At 62.8% G+C, this 16,895-nt stretch carries 17 protein-coding genes; 8 read left to right on the top strand and 9 right to left on the bottom strand.

All coding sequences use genetic code 11. The features are described 5' to 3' along the window. Positions 1 to 335 precede the first annotated feature (335 nt). Positions 336 to 1,553 carry a glucose-1-phosphate adenylyltransferase gene (gene glgC / locus QKE52_RS12195; RefSeq protein ID WP_046648300.1) on the bottom strand — a complete coding sequence of 406 codons (1,218 nt, stop codon included), beginning with the start codon at positions 1,551 to 1,553 and terminating at the stop codon, positions 336 to 338. Between the two features lie 188 nt (positions 1,554 to 1,741). Between glgC and glgA the strand changes: the two genes are divergently transcribed. Together glgA and QKE52_RS12185 are read left to right on the top strand one after the other, a co-directional pair. Continuing rightward, a complete protein-coding gene (gene glgA, locus QKE52_RS12190) occupies positions 1,742 to 2,896 on the top strand; it encodes a glycogen synthase (protein ID WP_046648299.1) in 1,155 nt (384 codons plus the stop codon). A gap of 11 nt (positions 2,897 to 2,907) precedes the next feature. Then, positions 2,908 to 4,365 (top strand): GH32 C-terminal domain-containing protein, encoded by a 1,458-nt coding sequence (locus QKE52_RS12185; RefSeq protein ID WP_046648298.1) that lies wholly within the window; start codon positions 2,908 to 2,910, stop codon positions 4,363 to 4,365. Positions 4,366 to 4,953: 588 nt separating this feature from the next. Here QKE52_RS12185 and QKE52_RS12180 read toward each other — a convergent pair. From QKE52_RS12180 to dapE, 7 genes are read right to left on the bottom strand one after another with little or no spacing between them, the layout of a single operon-like run. Beyond that, a complete protein-coding gene (locus QKE52_RS12180; protein WP_347948901.1) occupies positions 4,954 to 5,841 on the bottom strand; it encodes a methyltransferase domain-containing protein in 888 nt (295 codons plus the stop codon). A 9-nt stretch (positions 5,842 to 5,850) separates the two neighbouring features. Continuing rightward, positions 5,851 to 6,018 carry a DUF3117 domain-containing protein gene (locus QKE52_RS12175; RefSeq protein WP_010187237.1) on the bottom strand — a complete coding sequence of 56 codons (168 nt, stop codon included), beginning with the start codon at positions 6,016 to 6,018 and terminating at the stop codon, positions 5,851 to 5,853. A gap of 35 nt (positions 6,019 to 6,053) precedes the next feature. After that, positions 6,054 to 6,407: a DivIVA domain-containing protein gene (locus QKE52_RS12170; protein WP_347948900.1), complete on the bottom strand. Its 354-nt coding sequence runs from the start codon at positions 6,405 to 6,407 to the stop codon at positions 6,054 to 6,056. A 3-nt stretch (positions 6,408 to 6,410) separates the two neighbouring features. Continuing rightward, complete coding sequence (locus QKE52_RS12165; protein ID WP_158397602.1) at positions 6,411 to 7,148, bottom strand: glucosyl-3-phosphoglycerate synthase; 738 nt, start codon at positions 7,146 to 7,148, stop codon at positions 6,411 to 6,413. A gap of 3 nt (positions 7,149 to 7,151) precedes the next feature. Next, on the bottom strand, positions 7,152 to 7,964 hold the full coding sequence (folP, locus tag QKE52_RS12160; RefSeq protein ID WP_175972976.1) for a dihydropteroate synthase: 813 nt from the start codon (positions 7,962 to 7,964) through the stop codon (positions 7,152 to 7,154). A gap of 26 nt (positions 7,965 to 7,990) precedes the next feature. Further along, positions 7,991 to 8,761 (bottom strand): TIGR00730 family Rossman fold protein, encoded by a 771-nt coding sequence (locus QKE52_RS12155; protein WP_144013745.1) that lies wholly within the window; start codon positions 8,759 to 8,761, stop codon positions 7,991 to 7,993. 7 nt (positions 8,762 to 8,768) lie between these two features. Next, positions 8,769 to 9,857, bottom strand: a complete 1,089-nt coding sequence (gene dapE / locus QKE52_RS12150; protein ID WP_347948899.1) for a succinyl-diaminopimelate desuccinylase — start codon at positions 9,855 to 9,857, stop codon at positions 8,769 to 8,771. A 91-nt stretch (positions 9,858 to 9,948) separates the two neighbouring features. On the opposite strand from dapE, the gene QKE52_RS12145 reads away from it, so the two are divergent. The 6 genes from QKE52_RS12145 to QKE52_RS12120 all read left to right on the top strand — a co-directional run bounded on the left by QKE52_RS12145 (position 9,949) and on the right by QKE52_RS12120 (position 15,887). Then, positions 9,949 to 11,307: an amino acid permease gene (locus QKE52_RS12145; RefSeq protein WP_347948898.1), complete on the top strand. Its 1,359-nt coding sequence runs from the start codon at positions 9,949 to 9,951 to the stop codon at positions 11,305 to 11,307. Between the two features lie 18 nt (positions 11,308 to 11,325). Continuing rightward, positions 11,326 to 12,297 carry a 2,3,4,5-tetrahydropyridine-2,6-dicarboxylate N-succinyltransferase gene (dapD, locus tag QKE52_RS12140; protein WP_010187251.1) on the top strand — a complete coding sequence of 324 codons (972 nt, stop codon included), beginning with the start codon at positions 11,326 to 11,328 and terminating at the stop codon, positions 12,295 to 12,297. An 87-nt stretch (positions 12,298 to 12,384) separates the two neighbouring features. Then, on the top strand, positions 12,385 to 13,815 hold the full coding sequence (locus tag QKE52_RS12135) for an amino acid permease (protein WP_347948897.1): 1,431 nt from the start codon (positions 12,385 to 12,387) through the stop codon (positions 13,813 to 13,815). A 484-nt stretch (positions 13,816 to 14,299) separates the two neighbouring features. Next, entirely contained in the window at positions 14,300 to 15,160 is an 861-nt protein-coding gene (locus QKE52_RS12130) for a DUF559 domain-containing protein (protein WP_049154375.1), read from the top strand. 54 nt (positions 15,161 to 15,214) lie between these two features. Beyond that, the gene (locus QKE52_RS12125) at positions 15,215 to 15,424 is read left to right on the top strand and encodes a helix-turn-helix transcriptional regulator (RefSeq protein ID WP_046648286.1); all 210 of its coding nucleotides are present in this window, start codon (positions 15,215 to 15,217) and stop codon (positions 15,422 to 15,424) included. Then, a complete protein-coding gene (locus QKE52_RS12120; RefSeq protein ID WP_232745310.1) occupies positions 15,408 to 15,887 on the top strand; it encodes a SoxR reducing system RseC family protein in 480 nt (159 codons plus the stop codon). Before QKE52_RS12125 ends, QKE52_RS12120 begins: the two co-directional genes overlap by 17 nt. 432 nt (positions 15,888 to 16,319) lie before the next feature. On the opposite strand, the gene QKE52_RS12115 is transcribed toward QKE52_RS12120, so the two are convergent. Further along, positions 16,320 to 16,883: a GtrA family protein gene (locus QKE52_RS12115; protein WP_046648283.1), complete on the bottom strand. Its 564-nt coding sequence runs from the start codon at positions 16,881 to 16,883 to the stop codon at positions 16,320 to 16,322. Between the last annotated feature and the right edge of the window lie 12 nt (positions 16,884 to 16,895).

Genomic DNA, 16,895 nt, shown 5'->3' with positions numbered 1-16,895 from the left:
ACTCCTTCTCCGTTCCCACCCCCGCCCTTCGCGCTCACCATGGGGCTTCACGAGGCGGGCCGCGCACTTTCGGTGAGCGCGAAGGGTGTGTTGGTGCAGGATTGTGGTGTTGCACGGGTGTGTTGGTGCAGGGTGTGGTTGTGCCGCGCGTGATGTTGCAGGGTGTGGTTGTGCCGCGCGTGTTGTTGCAGAGTGTGCTGTTGCTGGGAGTGTTGTTACGCAGGCTCCTGAAGCAGCCCGGAACTCGTCGGCGCCATCAAAGCCACGAAAAGCGGGCGTGGAGTGGTCTTCAATCCACCCGCACGCCCGCTTAAACTACTGTGCTGTCTCGCGGCTTAGACCTTTACGTTCTTACCCACGACGACCACGCCACCTTCGGAAACCTTGAAGCGCTCCTCATCGCGCTCGCGGTCCACGCCGATGATCGCACCATCGCTGACCACCACGTTCTTGTCCAGGATGGCGTGGCGGACCACCGCGCCGCGTCCAATGCGCACGCCCGGCAGGATGACGGAGCCTTCCACCGTCGCGCCATCGGCCACGTGCACGTCCGAAGAGAGCACAGAGTTACGCACCGTACCGCCGGAGACAATGCAGCCCGGAGCCACCATCGAGGACTGGGCGATACCGTTCTGCACGAACTTCGCCGGCGGGAAGTTCGAGTCATCTGTGGAGTGAATAGGCCACGAGCGGTTGTACAGGTTGAAAATGGGGTGCACCGAAATCATGTCCATGTGTGCCTCATAGAAGGAGTCGATGGTACCGACATCGCGCCAATAGCCATGGTCACGCTCCGTAGAACCGGGCACCTCATTGGCCATGAAGTCGTAGACGTGTGCCTGCTCACGCTTCACGAAATAAGGAATGATGTTGCCGCCCATGTCATGCGCGGAGTCCTCATTCTTTTCGTCTTCCAGCAAAGCGTCGATAAGCGCCTGCGTGGTGAAGACGTAGTTGCCCATGGAGGCGTAGGTCATGTTCGGATCATCCGGGGTGGCCGGGGGATTCGCAGGCTTCTCGACGAACTCCGTAATCGTGCCCATCCCATCCGCCTGGATGCAGCCGAAGGCAGAAGCCTCCGAGCGCGGGACGCGGATGCCCGCCACGGAGCAGTCCAGGCCAGTCGCGATGTGCTCCTCCACCATCTGGGCCGGGTCCATGCGGTAGACGTGGTCGGCGCCAAAGACGATGACGTAATCCGGCTTCTCGTCATAAATCAGGTTCAGCGACTGCAAGATGGCATCGGCCGAACCGTTGTACCAACGCTTACCGCGGCGCTGCTGGGCGGGTACGGAGGCGATGTACTGCGGAGTCGGGCCAGACAGGTTCCACGCCTGGGAAATGTGGCGGTCCAAAGAGTGGGACTTGTACTGGGTTAGCACCGCAATCTTGAGGTATCCGGCGTTAACGAGGTTGGACAGCACGAAGTCGATCAGGCGGTAGGAGCCGCCGAAAGGAACGGCGGGCTTAGCGCGGTCTTCCGTCAGCGGAAAGAGGCGCTTTCCCTCGCCGCCGGCAAGGACAATGGCAAGGACATTAGGAAGGCTTCTCACACCACCCAACTTATAGACATTTTCCGCATCGTGCAGTAGAAGTTTGCGTGTTTTTACCCCCTTTAACCTCCCTCACCCCTCTTGCGTGCTTCCTTCGTGTTTGCGTCCCAAAGCCGCTGCGCGCCGCGCCCGAGGCGCGCGATAGGAAGGTTTAGCGCGCGCTGCGGAATGTCCGTATTCTGGCGAGTATGAGAGCCGGAATTTTTTCTAAGGAGTATCCGCCTGAGATTTACGGTGGAGCTGGCGTCCATGTTGCAGAGCTCACCCGTTTCATGCGCGAGATCATCGATGTCTCCGTCCACTGCATGGGGTCTGAGCGCGACGAGAAAGACGTTTTTGTCCATGGCGTTGACCCCGCATTGAAGGATGCCAACGCTGCGCTGCAGACACTGTCTACGGGTCTACGCATGGCCAACGCCGCCTCCGACATCGATGTGGCTCACTCGCACACGTGGTACACGGGCCTTGGTGGGCACCTCGCCAGCCGGTTGTACGGTATCCCCCACGTGGTTACCGCGCACTCCCTCGAGCCGCACCGCCCGTGGAAGCGCGAGCAGCTGGGCGGCGGTTATGAGGTCTCCTCTTGGTCGGAGAAGAACGCGATGGAATACGCCGACGCCGTCATCGCCGTATCTGCCGGCATGAAAGATTCCATCTTGGATGCCTACCCCCGTATCGACGCCGATAAGGTGCATGTGGTCCTCAATGGCATCGATACGCAGGTGTGGCAGCCGGGTGAGTCGGCGGTGCTGGATAAGTTGGGCGTCGACAAGCAGCGTCCCGTCGTTGCCTTCGTGGGCCGGATTACCCGACAGAAGGGCGTGAAGCACCTGCTCAAGGCGGCCCAGAGCTTTGACGAGGATATCCAGCTCGTGCTGTGTGCGGGCGCGCCGGATACGCCGGAGATTGCGGCGGAGACCGAAGCCCTCGTGGAGGAGTTGCGCTCCAAGCGCGATGGTGTGTTCTGGGTTAAGGACATGCTGTCCCGCGAGGAGATTAAGCAAGTCTATTCCGGTGCCGATGTGTTCGTCTGCCCGTCGATCTATGAGCCGCTGGGCATTGTTAACCTCGAAGCCATGGCTTGCGGCACCGCGGTCGTAGCCTCCAATGTGGGTGGCATCCCAGAGGTCGTCGTGGATGGTGAGACCGGCGTTTTGGTCAATTACGATGCCGCTGATGAAGCCACCTTTGAGGCTGATCTCGCCGCCGCCGTGAATCGAGTGGCAGCGGACAAGGAACTGACGCAGCGCTTTGGCAGCGCCGGTCGCCAGCGCGCCATTGATGCTTTCTCGTGGGCTACCATCGCGCAGCAGACCGTGGACATTTACCGTTCGTTGATGTAGGAAGGACTGCCGTGACTCTTAACGAACCGCCTCATCGCCCAGAACTACATTTCGTTCCCGACACCGGGATCCTCGAAGCCCCCGCGGGAATCGTCCGCGACGGTAACACGTGGCACCTGTTCCACCAGTACCGGCCCGCGGCTGACCAGCCCGCACGCTGGGGCCATTCCACGTCGGAAGAAACAGCTTTTGAGTGGCTCGACTGCGACGATGTCCTCGCCCCCGTGGGCGGAGAGCTGTCGCTGCGTGCTGGCTCCGTCGCGGAGGGCAAGGAGGCCCTCAACCTATATTTCACCTCGGTGACCTCGGTGGGTACGAGCGTGCGCCTAGCGCGCTACACCGACTACGCCGATGAGTGCGTCGTCTCCGATGACCCTACGGCGCTCGACCCGGATGTCGTCCGCTTCGGCGAAGCTGTCGGTGCCAGCACCAATCACGACCGCTTCCGCTCTCCCTCTGTGGTCCCAGATTGGGCTAAGGAGGACCGCGAGGAAGGCCACGATGGCTGGCTCATGCTTGCGCTGACCGGGCACTCGGACGCGCCGGTGCCGGTGATCCTGGATAGCCCCGATGGCGAATCCTGGACGCTCCTCGGGCCGTTGAGCTTCGACGGCGACCCCGGTTTTGAGGAGGGCGAGGTTCCGGCTACCTCCCCCATCCCGCCGGTGGTCTCGCCGCGCTTGGTGCGCCTGCGCGACGAGGTCGATAGGGAAATCTACGATGTGCTCTTCGTGACCTTAGAGCGCGAGGGCCGCGATGTTTCCGGCTATATCGTGGGCCGCCTTGATGGCACGGTGTTCACCGTGGCGAAGGGTTTCCAGCGCGTGGACTTTGGCCACGATTTCTCCCGCCCGCGCAACACCAACACCACGACCGGAACGATTCCGCAAGAGCGCCGCTACGACCGTGCGGTCATCCTCGGTCTGCTCAACGGCAACGGTCGCGGTGACGACGCCACCAAGCACCCATCCTGGGAGGCGGAGGGCTGGGCCAATAGCCTGTCGCTGCCCCGTGCGGTCACGCTGCAGGGCGGTGTGCTGTACCAGACCCCGGCGGAGGGTCTGCCGGATGCGGTGAAGCTCTCCGATTATGCCCAATCCTGGACTGGTGTTTTGGAGGTTCCGGAAGGCTCCGCCGTGACCGTCACGCTGAAGGACGGTAACGGTGATGCCGCCGCGGTCATCCGCCACACCGGCTCCGAGATCAGCCTGGATCGCTCCATGTCGAAGGCCTTTGATCACTACTTCAAGGACTCTGCTCCTGCGGTGACCCAGCTGGCTGAGGGCGATTCGGACACGCTCACCGTCATCCAGGACGGCGCTAGCGTTGAGGTGTTTGTGGATGGCGGCTTGGTGGCCATGAGCTCTCGCGTCTACTTCGAGGGCGGGTGCTCTGCCATCGAGGTCAGCACGGAGGGCGAGGCTGTCATTGAGCAGTCGTGGAGCCGAAAGGGCACCAAGCGCTCTTAATCGCATCGCGCGTGTGTTGAACTATAAGAGGAGGACCGGGATGACCGGTCCTCCTCTTAATGCGCTCCCCTACCCTTCGCGCTCACCGTGGACATCAAACAACCACCGCGGGCGCGGCCGGTGAGCGCGAAGGGAGACTGATGCAGTTCCTCTTCAGCGCCAGCGAGGCTACACAGCTTCCCTGCTTCCCTAAGCCAGGTCAGATCACACCCCGCCCTTCGCGCTCACCATAGACATCAAACAACCACCGCGGGCGCGGCCGGTGAGCGCGAAGGGAGATTAGCGAGGATGCCCTCGAGCGCCAGCGGGACCACGCAGCTGACGCGCGTCACTCAGCCAGGCCGGGCCTCACTCCGCCCTTCGCGCTCACCGTGGGCTTCAGACAACCGTCGCGTGCACTGCCGGTGAGCGCGAAGGGAAGTTTTGGTAGCCGCGCGGCGTCAAGGCCGGACCGGGGATGTAGCCATGAAATGCTGAGGATGGACCGGGGATGTAGCCATGAAATGCTGAGGATGGGCCACAGCTGCAGCTATGAAGCGTTTAGGCCAGAAATGCAATCAGCACGCGGCCCGAGATTAAAGCCGCCTATTAAGCAGAGCGCAGGCGGTCCAGACGGGCATGCGCCGTCACGGTCAGGGTTTGCGGCAGAGAGGCCATACGCTCAGCCAGCTCTTCCGGGCTGATGTGGCGCGCCGAGGGGCTCATTCCCACCTGCGCGGCGATGGAGGCCTTGTCGAGGACAATGGGGAAGGAAATATCGACCGGATCGGCCGCCTGTTCAAGGAAACCTTCCGCCTGCGCGTAAAGACGCTCCACCTTTCCTTCCTCGACGCCGAGGATGCCCAAAGGCTCCCGCAGCTCATCGAGGTGGCCAGCCTGCGGAGTCAGCACAACGACCTCCCCACCGGGAGCGAGAACGCGCTGGAATTCCGCCGGGTTGCGCGGGGCAAAAACGACCGAGATGGCGTGAATCGAATCATCCTTGAGGGGCAGACGCTCCCACACATCCGCGACCACGGCACCGACGCGCTCGTGCGACTTGGCCAGGTGCTTGGCCGCATGCGTAGAGATATCCAGGCCCACGCCACGAGCGCCCTCAATCGAATCGAGCGTGTGGGCAAGGTAGTAACCCGTGCCCGCGCCCACCTCAAGGAGCACGGGGGCGGTGTCCTCATCGAGGCCTGCTACGTGCTCAGCCGCATCCTGGGTTTCCAAAGAATCCTGGACCGCGCCAGTCACTGCCTCCACGAAGGGCGCGAAGTGCCCCATGGCCAGGTAGGTCTCGCGGGCGGTAACCATCGCGGCATCGTCGCCCTGATGTTTCAGGCCCGCGCCGGCCGCCAGCGTGACGTAGCCCTGCTTGGCCACGTCATAAGAATGGCCGGTCTCCGACACGAGGCGAGAAAAATCATCCGCGCCCTGCAGGGCGCTGCCATCGGCGGGATCGGCCAGAATATCGACGATATGTGAAAGCATGCTCCTAGACTAGCTAGAAACTGCTACGAGGAGTGAACCCAGCTCCGCTGCTTCTTCTTTACTGAGCTCAATGACAATGCGCCCACCCCCGTCAGAAGGAATGCGCATCACGATCTTGCGGGACTCCTCTACCGCTTCCATCTCTCCACCAGTGGTACGGGGCTTCATCGCTGCCATATTGAGTCTCCTTCGACTATTTTTAGAACGTCCTTCTAGTCTAGCTCTTTTTCGGTCGACAGCGGCAGGCTCGTTGCCACACCCGCAGCGGAAGGTTCCGCAGAATCATCTGCAGAACCGTCAGAAGCCACCGGCTCAGCGCCCAAGCGGCGCTCCACGGCGGCCAGCAGGGCGTCCACTTGGTCCTGGCGGTAGCCGCGTGTCACGACGTCGAAACGCAGGTCGTCGAAGCGCCCCTCTTCAAGAGCGCGCAGATTCTCCTCGTTGGTATCCACGGCCGTATCGGGAGCCTCCATCACGGTCCCCCGACCCACGATGGTTCCCCACGCCCATGTGCCAATAATGACGAGGGCGATAAGGACGACGATGAGAAGAATCCAGGACATCATGCGCTAAATCTTACCCAGCAGCGGCGGACGTTGGGCAACGGGGCCAACCACGCCCGCGCGGGAGAGGATGGTGCGCGCGACAACATCGGCCATCGGGGCCAGCTCCTCAAGCGGCCGGTTGCGGTGGGCGCGGGTGCCCAGGTCCACCTCGGCGATGGCGTGGGGGCCATAGCGCTTGGCGACGTCTATCAGCAACCCCGCCTCCACCCCGTAGCCCGCCACAAAAGGCAGACCCAGGGCTGTCTCGCGGCGAATCGCGTACTCCCCGCCCAGAGGCTGATCGATGTGCGCGAGCTCGGGGAAGAACATGCGCAGCAGCGGCTTGGCGCTCAGCTCCGTAACTCGCCCGCCACCGGTGGGCTGGCCGTTCAGGCTGCGCGCGTAGCGCGCCTTGACCAGCTGCACGTGGGGATCCACGAAGGGCTCGGTCAGTGCTGTGACCATGCCGGGCCGCGCAGACTCTAAATCCGCGTCGATGAACACGACCACCTCACCACGGGCCGCGGCCACCCCGCGCCACAGGGACTCGCCTTTTCCCGGACGCGGTTCCTCGTCCAGCACCTCGCGCCAGTTGCACACCCGGGCACCCGCCGCGGCGGCCCGGGCGGCGGTCTCATCGGTGGAATCGGCGTCGATGACGATGACCTCTAAAGGCTCATCCGCCAGGCAGGCGCGCACGACGTGCGCGACGGTGCGCTCCTCATTCAGCGCAGGGATGACCACAGAAATGCTCGGAAACATGCCTTAGGCCAGCCCCCGCGTCGTCGCGAGCGGCGCCATTTGTCCCTGAATGGCAGCGGTCATGCGGATGACATCGAGCGTCGGGCCCACCTCATGCACCCGAAACGCCGCCACGCCGCGCGCTGCCGACCACGCCGTCGCTGCCAGGGTGCCCGCGACGCGCTGGTCGACGGCTCGGTCGAGGGTCTCGCCCACAAAGTCCTTATTCGATAACGCCATGAGCACCGGCCAGCCCGTTGCCACGATCTCATCGATGCGCCGCAACAGTTCCAGACCGTGGAAGGTGTTTTTGCCAAAGTCGTGCGTGGGGTCGATGAACGTCAGCTCCTCCGGGCAGCCGAGGTCGGCGGCGCGCTCCGCCAGTCGCGTAGTCTCGGCGATGACGTCAGCGACCACGTCGTCGAAATGCACACGATGCGGGCGGGTGCGCGGGGTCACGCCGCCGGTGTGCGAGCACACGTAGCCCACCTTCTTATCGCCGGCCACCTCGATGAGCTCTGGATCCCAGCCGGCCCACGTGTCGTTGACCAAGCTGGCACCAGCGGCGATAGCTGCTTCTGCTACCTCGGCGCGCCACGTGTCCACGGAAATCAGCGCGTCCGGGCGGCGCCGATGCAGCTCCGCGATAGTCGGCACGACGCGCTCGATTTCCTCGGCCGCATCCACGTGCTCACCCGGGCCAGCCTTGACTCCGCCGATGTCGATGATGGAGGCGCCGTCGTCAAGCGCCTGCTCAGCGCGCTGGATGGCGGGGTCGAGCTCGAAGGTAGCGCCTTTGTCGTAGAAGGAGTCGGGCGTGCGGTTCACGATCGCCATGACCCGCGCGAGGTTGGGGGCAAAGGTCACTTGCTCTCCTGCTCCCGCAGGCGCTTGTCCGACATGACCTTGTGCGAGGCCAGGATGTGGGCGACGGCTTCATCGATATCATCCGTGATGAGGAAGAGATCAAGGTCTTCGGGGTTAATGAACCCGCCCTCAGCCAGGGTCGTCTTCATCCACTCCACCAAGCCGGCCCAGTAGTCGGTGCCCATGAGCACGATGGGATAGTTAGTCACCTTGCCGGTTTGGACCATGCACATGACCTCGAAGAACTCATCCATGGTGCCCATGCCACCCGGCAGGCAGATGAAGGCCTGGGAGTACTTGAGGAACATGGTCTTGCGCGCGAAGAAGTAGCGGAAGTTCAGGCCCAGATCGACGTATGGGTTCAGGCCCTGCTCATGCGGCAGCTCGATGCCGAGGCCCACAGACAGCCCGCCGGCCTCATGCGCGCCGCGGTTGGCCGCCTCCATGATGCCGGGGCCGCCGCCGGTGATAACGGCATACTTTGCCTCTACTAGGCGGCGGCCCAAGGCAACGCCCAGCTGGTAATTCGGATCATCCTCTGGGGTGCGGGCAGAGCCGAAGACGGTCACGGCCTTGGGCAGCTTGGCCAGGGCGTCGAAGCCGTCCACGAACTCGCCCTGGATGCGCAGGACGCGCCAGGGATCGGCGTGCTGCCACTCGTGATCCGCACCAGACTGCAGCAGGCGCTGATCAAAGGTGGAGGACTGCTCTCCGGCGGTGCGCACGAGAAGAGGTCCGCGCAAGGTGCGCAGTTGCTCAGGAGTCATGGTGGTTTTATCCCTTCAGGTAATTCAAGAGTGCGGTGGAGACGTCGGTGATCTGGGCGATGGGCACCTGCTCGTCCTTCTTGTGAGCAAAGCCCGGATCGCCGGGGCCGAAATTAACGGCTGGGGTTCCCATCTCGGAGAAACGGGCCACGTCGGTCCAACCGTATTTGGCGCGGACGTTGCCGCCGACGGCGTCGACAAGCGCGCGTGCCGCTGGCTGGCCCAAACCGGGCAAGGCCGCACCCGCGATGTCATCGACGTCCACGGTAATGTTCTCGTGCTCGCCGAGGACCTCCAACAGGTGCGCCAGCGCCTCTTCGGAATGGCGGTCGGGAGCGAAGCGGAAGTTGACGAACATCCAGGCCTCATCCGGGATGGTGTTGGTGGCCACGCCGGATTCGAGGTGAACGATGTTGAGGCCTTCCTTGTAGGTGCAGCCGTCAATCTCCACGTCGCGCGGCTGGTAGTTGGCCACGTTGAGCATCACCGGCGCCAAGGTGTGTGCCGCGTTGGAGCCCAGCCAGGCGCGGGCCGAGTGCGCGCGGGTGCCGTGGGCGGTGACGCGCACTCGAATGGTGCCTTGGCAGCCGGCCTCGATCATGGCGCCGGAGGGCTCGCCCAGCAGCGCTAGGTCTCCCTGCAGCCACTCCGGGTGGTCCTTTTGCAGGTGGCCCAGGCCGTTGAATTCGGTGGCGACCTCCTCGCCCTCATAGGCGATGACCGTGAGATCGTGCTTGAGCTCATCGGAGTCGTACAGCTGTGCAAAGGCGTTGAGGTAGACCGCCATGCCGGACTTCATGTCCACGGTGCCGCAGCCATACATGGTGGCGCCGTCCTCCGACATGGTGTGGGGGACGTTATCGGCCAAGGGCACGGTATCGATGTGGCCGGCGAGGACCACGCGGCTTTCGAAGCCCCGATTCGTCCGGGCGCAGACAGTGTTGCCGTAGCGTTCCACCTCTACTGTGCTCTGGTCCAGACCGCGCAGGGCTTCCTCGACGGCATCAGCGATCGCTTGCTCGTGGTGCGAAGGGCTAGGGATATCCACCAGCGCCTTGGTCAGCTCGATGGGATCGGAGAAGAGATTTAAAGTCACAACCCGCCATGCTAGCGCCCCCGGTTGCTTAGTGCATTGCGTAAAGTACTTCCCGTTGCAAACAATCAACAGCGTTGAAGGTGATTTCCCTATGGCTGCGGCCACTCAACTCAAAACCCGCCACCTCACCATGATGGGTCTCGGCTCCGCGGTGGGCGCAGGCCTCTTCCTGGGCGTCGGCCTAGGCATCCAGGTATCCGGCACCTCCGTCCTTATTTCCTATGCGGTCGCCGGCGCGCTCATCGCTTTGGTGATGTGGATGCTCGGCGAGATGGCCGCCGCGCGCCCTTCGCTGGGCGCTTTCTCTACCTATGCGGGCCAGGCCTTCGGGCCATGGGCCAGGTTTACGTTGGGCTGGATTTACTGGTTCATGCTGGTCATGGTGATGGGCGCGGAGATTACCGGTGCCGCGGCGATTGTCTCCAACTGGTTCGGGGTGGACCCTTGGATTCCGGCATTGGTGGCCGTGGTCTTCTTCGCCATCGTTAACTTTGCCGCCGTGGGTGGCTTCGGCGAATTCGAGTTCTGGTTCGCCATCATCAAGGTGGCCACGATCGTGGCCTTCCTGGGCGTCGGTGTGCTCATGGCACTGGGTATCCTGCCGGGTATGGACCTGTCCATGGCGGGACATAACTTCACGGAGAACTTCCTGCCCAACGGCGGCCCCGGCTTTGCTGCCGGCTTGCTCGCCGTGGCTTTCGCTTTCGGTGGCATTGAGCTGGTCACCATCGCCGCAGCCGAGTCCGAAGACCCGGCACACAACGTGGCTACTGCCGTGCGCGCCATCATCGTGCGCATCATGGTCTTCTACATCGGCTCCATCCTGGTCATCACCATGGCCTTGCCTTTCAGCTCCATCCAGGACGCCGATGTGGCCGCGGACTCGCCCTTCACCCTGGTCCTCGCCGCCGCGAAAATCCCCTTCGCCGCGGGATTCATGGAAGCCATCATCGCCTTGGCGCTGCTGTCTGCCTTCAATGCGCAGATTTACGCCACCTCCCGCTTGGTCTACGACATGGCCAAGGACCACAGCGCGCACCACGTCTTCTTAAAGACCAACACCTCCGGCTCCCCCATTTATGCGGTCGTGCTCTCCATCATCTTTGCCTTCGCATCGGTGGTGCTGCAGTACTGGAACCCGCCGGGGCTTCTGGCCTTCCTCTTCAACGCAGTGGGCGGCTGCCTGCTGGTCATCTGGTGTTTCATCGTGGCCTCCTACATCAAGCTGCACCCTCAGATGAAGGCCAATGGCGAGCTCACGACGCTGCGCGTGCCGGGCTTCCCGTGGCTGCCGTGGCTGACCGCCCTGGCACTGGTGGGTCTTACGATTCTCATGCTTTTCGACGCCTCCGCCCGCAACCAAGTCCTCGCCGTCCTCATCCTGACCGTTTCCCTGGTTGTGATCTTCCACCTACTCCCGGGTAACAAAAGGCGCGCGTCGAACGCGTAGCTGCTAGGGTGTGACCCTATGACTTCAGCATCCGCACGCGGCCTGGCAACCATTACCCACGACGGCACCGTCCTGGACGTCTGGTTCCCCGCAGTTCACACCGATATCTCTGTAGAAGCCAGCGGCACCGAGCGCCTGGAGGAGGTTCCGCAGCAGTTCGCTGACCTCGTTGGCCCCGACGAGGAGCGCGGCGTCGCCCGCATCGCGGTGGAGACGTCCATCAAGGATCTGGACGAGGCTCCCGCCGACACCTACGACGCTTACCTGCGCCTGCACCTGCTCTCCCACCGCGCAGTCAAGCCTCACGGCCTGAACGTAGACGGTATCTTCGGCAAGCTGGCCAACGTAGTGTGGACCAACTACGGCCCCTGCGCGGTTGCCGATTTCCAGATGGTCCGCGGCCGCCTCGCTTCCCGCGGCCCGGTCGTGGTCTACTCCGTCGATAAGTTCCCGCGCATGGTGGACTACGTTGTCCCGTCCGGCGTGCGCATTGGCGATGCCGACCGCGTTCGCCTGGGCGCCCACCTCGCTGAGGGCACAACCGTGATGCACGAGGGCTTCGTCAACTTCAACGCCGGCACCCTGGGCGCCTCCATGGTCGAGGGCCGTATCTCCGCGGGTGTTGTCGTGGGCGATGGCTCCGATATCGGCGGCGGCGCCTCCATCATGGGCACCCTGTCCGGCGGCGGCAAGGAGGTCATCTCCATCGGTGAGCGCTGCCTGCTCGGCGCGAACTCCGGCGTGGGCATTTCGCTTGGCGACGACGCCGTCGTCGAAGCCGGCCTCTACGTCACCGCCGGTACCAAGATTGCGGTCTTCGGCAAGATCGCGGAGGCTCTGGGCCTGTCTGAGGGCGACACCATCAAGGGATCCAAGCTCTCTGGCGTTTCCGGCGTACTGCTGCGCCGCAACTCCGTCACCGGCGCCGTCGAGGCCGTGGAGTGGAAGTCTGAGGCTGTGGCCCTCAACGAGGACCTGCACAAGAACTAAACGCTGTTGCTTGAGGCCCCCGTTCTTGCGGGGGCTTTTCTTGATCCCGGGCCCTTTATGCCCACTTACCGCGAGCGGCTGCCTACAATGCTAAAGGTGACTGCTCAAAACGATTCCTCTCCTCGCTCACTCGGCAGCGGCTTGAAGGTCCGCCACCTGACCATGATGGGGCTGGGCTCCACTATCGGCGCCGGCCTTTTCCTAGGCACCGGTGTTGGCATTTCTGCTGCCGGCCCCGCGGTCCTCTTGGCTTACCTCATCGCTGGATTCCTTGCCATCCTGGTCATGCAGATGCTCGGTGAGATGGGCACGGTCATCCCCGCATCCGGCTCCTTCTCCGAATATGCGGAGCACGGTATCGGCCGCTGGGCAGGCTTTACGCAGGGCTGGATTTATTGGCTTGCCACCGTCGCGGTTCTGGGCGCGGAAATCACCGGCGCGGCCGGATTCATCGGCGCGTGGTTTAACTGCCCGCCCTGGATCCCCGCAGCCATCTGCGTGGCTCTCTTCGGCACCATCAACCTGCTGCGAGTGCGCTTGTTTGGTGAGTTTGAGTACTGGTTCGCCTTCATCAAGGTCGCCGTCATTATTGCTTTCCTCGTTATCGGCGCGCTGCTCATCTTCGGCCTTCTCCCCGGCCACACCTTCATCGCCACGTCTGTCTTCCTCGAAGACGGCTTCATGCCCAACGGCCTCGGCGGCGTGGCCGCCGGCTTGCTTGCCGTGGCCTTCGCGTTCGGCGGCATCGAGGTTGTCGCCATCGCCGCGGCAGAATCCGAGGACCCCGAAAAGTCCCTCGTCAACGCAGTGCGCACCACCATTACGCGCATTTCGGTGTTCTACCTGGGCTCCGTTCTCGTCATCACCTTCCTCTTGCCCTATTCCTCGCTCGGTTCCGCGAAGTCTGCTGCCGAGTCGCCGTTCACCATGGTCTTGGACCGCGCGGGAATTCCAGGTGCTGCTGCCATCATGGAAGTGGTCATCGTTCTCGCACTGCTCTCTGCTTTTAACGCGCAGATCTACGCTTCCTCCCGCATGATGCACTCGCTGGCTAGCCGCGGTGAAGCCCCCAAGCTCTTCGCCGCCACCGACCGTCGCGGCGTCCCGACGGCGGCCATCGCGCTGTCTGTCATTCTTTCCGCGGTGATGGTTGTTCTCAACTATGCAGATAACGGGTGGCTGCTGTCCTTCATGCTCAACGCCGCTGGCGCCTCGCTGCTCATCGTGTGGGTCTTCATCGCAGTGAGCCAGTTGCGCCTGCGCCCGCAGCTCGAGGCCATCCACCCGCTGCCGGTACGCATGTGGGCCTACCCCTACCTCACGTGGTTCGCGCTGGCGCTCTTTGCGGCCATTGCGGTGCTCATGCTTACCGACGCCTCCGCCCGCATCCAACTCTTCTCCGCCGCCGCCATGTTCGCGGTACTCGCAGTTGCAGGTGTCATCAACGCGAAGGCCCGCGGCATTGCCCCGACCTCGCGCCTGCCCCTACCGACGGCCGAGGAGCTCGAGGCCCGCTAGCCGCCCCTCGCCATCTCGCCGCCCCACTCCCTCGTTTCCATCGCCGCCCAACCCCCTCGTTTCCATCGCCGCCCCACCTTTCGCGCTCACCGGCCGACCAGCGTTGTACAGTTTGTCCGCTCTTGGTGGCCGCCAAGGGTCAGGCGCAGGAGCTTACCCACTCAATCACTCCCTTCGCGCTCACCATCGATGAGCTGAAGAGCGCCAGGCACGTGCTCCGTGAGCGCAAAGGGGAAGGCGGAACCAAACGGGGCCGCTTTCCCGCCACGCCTATCACTGACCACCCTTCGCGCTCACCGGCGACCGGGGTGTCGCTTTTTCAAGGCTGCCCGTGGGCGCGAAGGGAGTTTCGGGGCGGGCAAGAGGTGCAAAAATTGCGGACGCGACAGCTTTTTAGCGCAAAATCGACGCCGCAGGGCCAAGTTATCCACAGGCGGGGAATTGACCCTCGACGCGTCGTGAAGCACTGCATACCTTGAGCTTCATGAAGGCATGGACGACCGCGGAGCTTCGCGAGCAGGGCTTGAGCAAGGAGGCAATCAGGCGGAAGCTTCGCGCGGGGACGCTCTTTCGCGTGCACCGCGGGATTTATAGCGACGAGTGGTCGCCGCTTGCCGTGGCGCGGGCTCTGGCACACGGGCTCAGTCGAATACATTTCACGGGCAAGACCGCACAGGAGATTCACCTGGGGAGGAAGCTGACGTTTCCGCTGGAAGCCGAGGGCCCGCGCACGCTTAAGGGCAAAAATTTTCGCGTGACTCATTCACGCCTGTCGGCTACTGCCAAGGTAAATGGCCTGCCTGTTGTTCAGGTGCTGTGGGCAGCCCGTCGTATAGCCGCGGCGTGCGGGCAGCTGCTGGAAGCGCACTACCGCGGCAAAACAGGACCAGCCCGCCTCGAAGATGACCGGCGAAGGATGCGTCGGGTTCCCCGGCGCTTGAAAGAGACTATCCGACGCACGCCGATTGGGGCCGATAGCGTACCGGAGCGCCAGCTCAGCCGAAGGCTTAGCGCGGACGGGATCTTTCCTGAGCACAACGCGCTCATTGCGGGGTACCGCTTTGACCTGAAGATTGGCAAGCTCATCATCGAGGTCGACGGCTGGGAGTACCACAAAAATGATCGGGCGTTTCAAGCGGACCGCTCGAAGCAGAACGCGGCCGTAGCCCATGGGTATACGGTTTTGCGCTTTACTGCCGACGATATCCGCTACCACCTCAACGACGCCTTCTTGCTTATCAAAGCGACTCTTGAGCTGCTCAAAGGACGAAATCCCAAGCTCCCTTCTGCGGCGACCCAGCCTTATTGGACTTGGCACTTATGCATGCAAACATTGCCATCGTGACAAGTTTTCTTTACACTTAGGCATGTAAGAGTTACACACCGTAAAGGAGGCCAGATGGCCGAGCATCAGAACATGGTTCGCAAATGGCGGCGCTGGCTCGAGATGTCTCAAGCCGACCTTGCTGAACGGGCCGGCGTTTCCCGCCAGACAATCGCCAATATCGAACGCGGCAACTACTCCCCCTCCGTCTACCTAGCGCTAGACATCTGTCGCGAACTAGGAAAAACCATCGAAGAAGTCTTTGGAGATGAACAACATGATTAACGCCCTGGCCAACTACACGCTCCGCGAGATCGACCGAGCCTCTCGCGACGAATTCGAGCGCGAGACTTTCTACAAGGCCAACACCATCAGCGCTACCCCGACCCGCTTCCTCGAGCTCGTCGCCGCAGCCATCCTCGCCTGGGTCCTTCCTGGTCAGATGAGCATGCTGTGCTTCCTCGCCATCGCACCGTCTATCATCGGCAATCTCTTCGGCACGGCGTGGCTGCGCAAGCGCGTCGCCACCCCGCCTGTTGGCCGCATTTGGCCTGCGATGACCGTCTACCTCATCCCGCTCATTGTGATGTTCGTTGGAATTGCCCACAACGCTTACGCACCGGACTCCACCTCCTACTTGCTTGGCGCTGGGGCTGGCGTGACCGCCGCCATCATCTTCACGCCATTCCTTCGCCGCCGCCAGCATCAACGCGACCAGGCCCGCCTCGACTCCGAGCTCGACGACTAGACCGCACTGCCCGGCCAATCCCCATCCATCCCGCCCTTCGCGCTCACCGCGGACGGCGGGTCTTGCTTTTTACAGGCGCCGGTGAGCGCCAAGGGTAGTTCAAGCCGATACTGCCGGCCCCCGCAAAGAATGCAGCCTTGCCCTGCCCCGCTAAACCGCTGCCGCCGCCCCTTCCCGCTCACTGTAAACGGGAACTAGCGAATCTATTAGATGCCGGTGAGCGCAAAGGGCGGGTTTCCGATTTTCGTCCCTAAGCGCTCACCAGCACGATGGAGCGGTTCCACGCCGTGTCTCCAGTGAGCGCGAAGGAAGCGGTGCGTGCCGACGCCTCCCTTCCCGCTCACCGCCGCGACACAAAGGCCCCGCAGCCTTACGCTGGTGAGCGCGAAGGGTGCGGGGCGAGGCGGGGCGAGGCGGGGCAAAGGGCTGGTATTAAGCCGGTTCGGTCTCGTGAACCACGACCGGCGTCTTTGGCGTCGAGCGGAAGGTCCACAGCTTATTGAAGATGAAGTTAATCGGCATCGCCACCACGATGGAAATGGCGTTGGCCCAGTAGTACATCGTGCGGAAGCCGGTAGAGTCGTCGAAAATATGCGGCGGCAGCTGCAACGGCGAGGTCGGATTCATCAGCAAGTACTGCACCGCGAGGGTAACCAGGTAGGCGCCGATACCCGTGATGAGGAATGGGAAGAACCCACGCAACCAAGACACCTTGTTCACGGACTTAAACGTCCACATGCGGTTGAGCTGGTAGTTCCAGGTATTCGCCACCAAGAAGGCAATCGTGGAAAAGAGCATGAACCAACGCACGTGGAACTGCGTGCCGAACAGGTTGAACATCGCGTCATGCGGCGTGGCACCAAACCACGCCAAACCGCACTTTGCAGCCACAATCGAAGTCGCAATGTTGACCAACGTGCCCGAACCACCGACCAAACCGAACTTAATGAACTGGCCAAGATTCGAGGCAAAGCGAGCAAAGCTCAGATCCGCCATGGACACGCCCTT

Origin of the sequence: Corynebacterium sp. c25Ua_47, from assembly GCF_039907205.1 — a bacterium.
Lineage (GTDB): Bacteria > Actinomycetota > Actinomycetes > Mycobacteriales > Mycobacteriaceae > Corynebacterium > Corynebacterium hiratae.
This window is presented reverse-complemented; position numbering and strand designations above follow the sequence as displayed.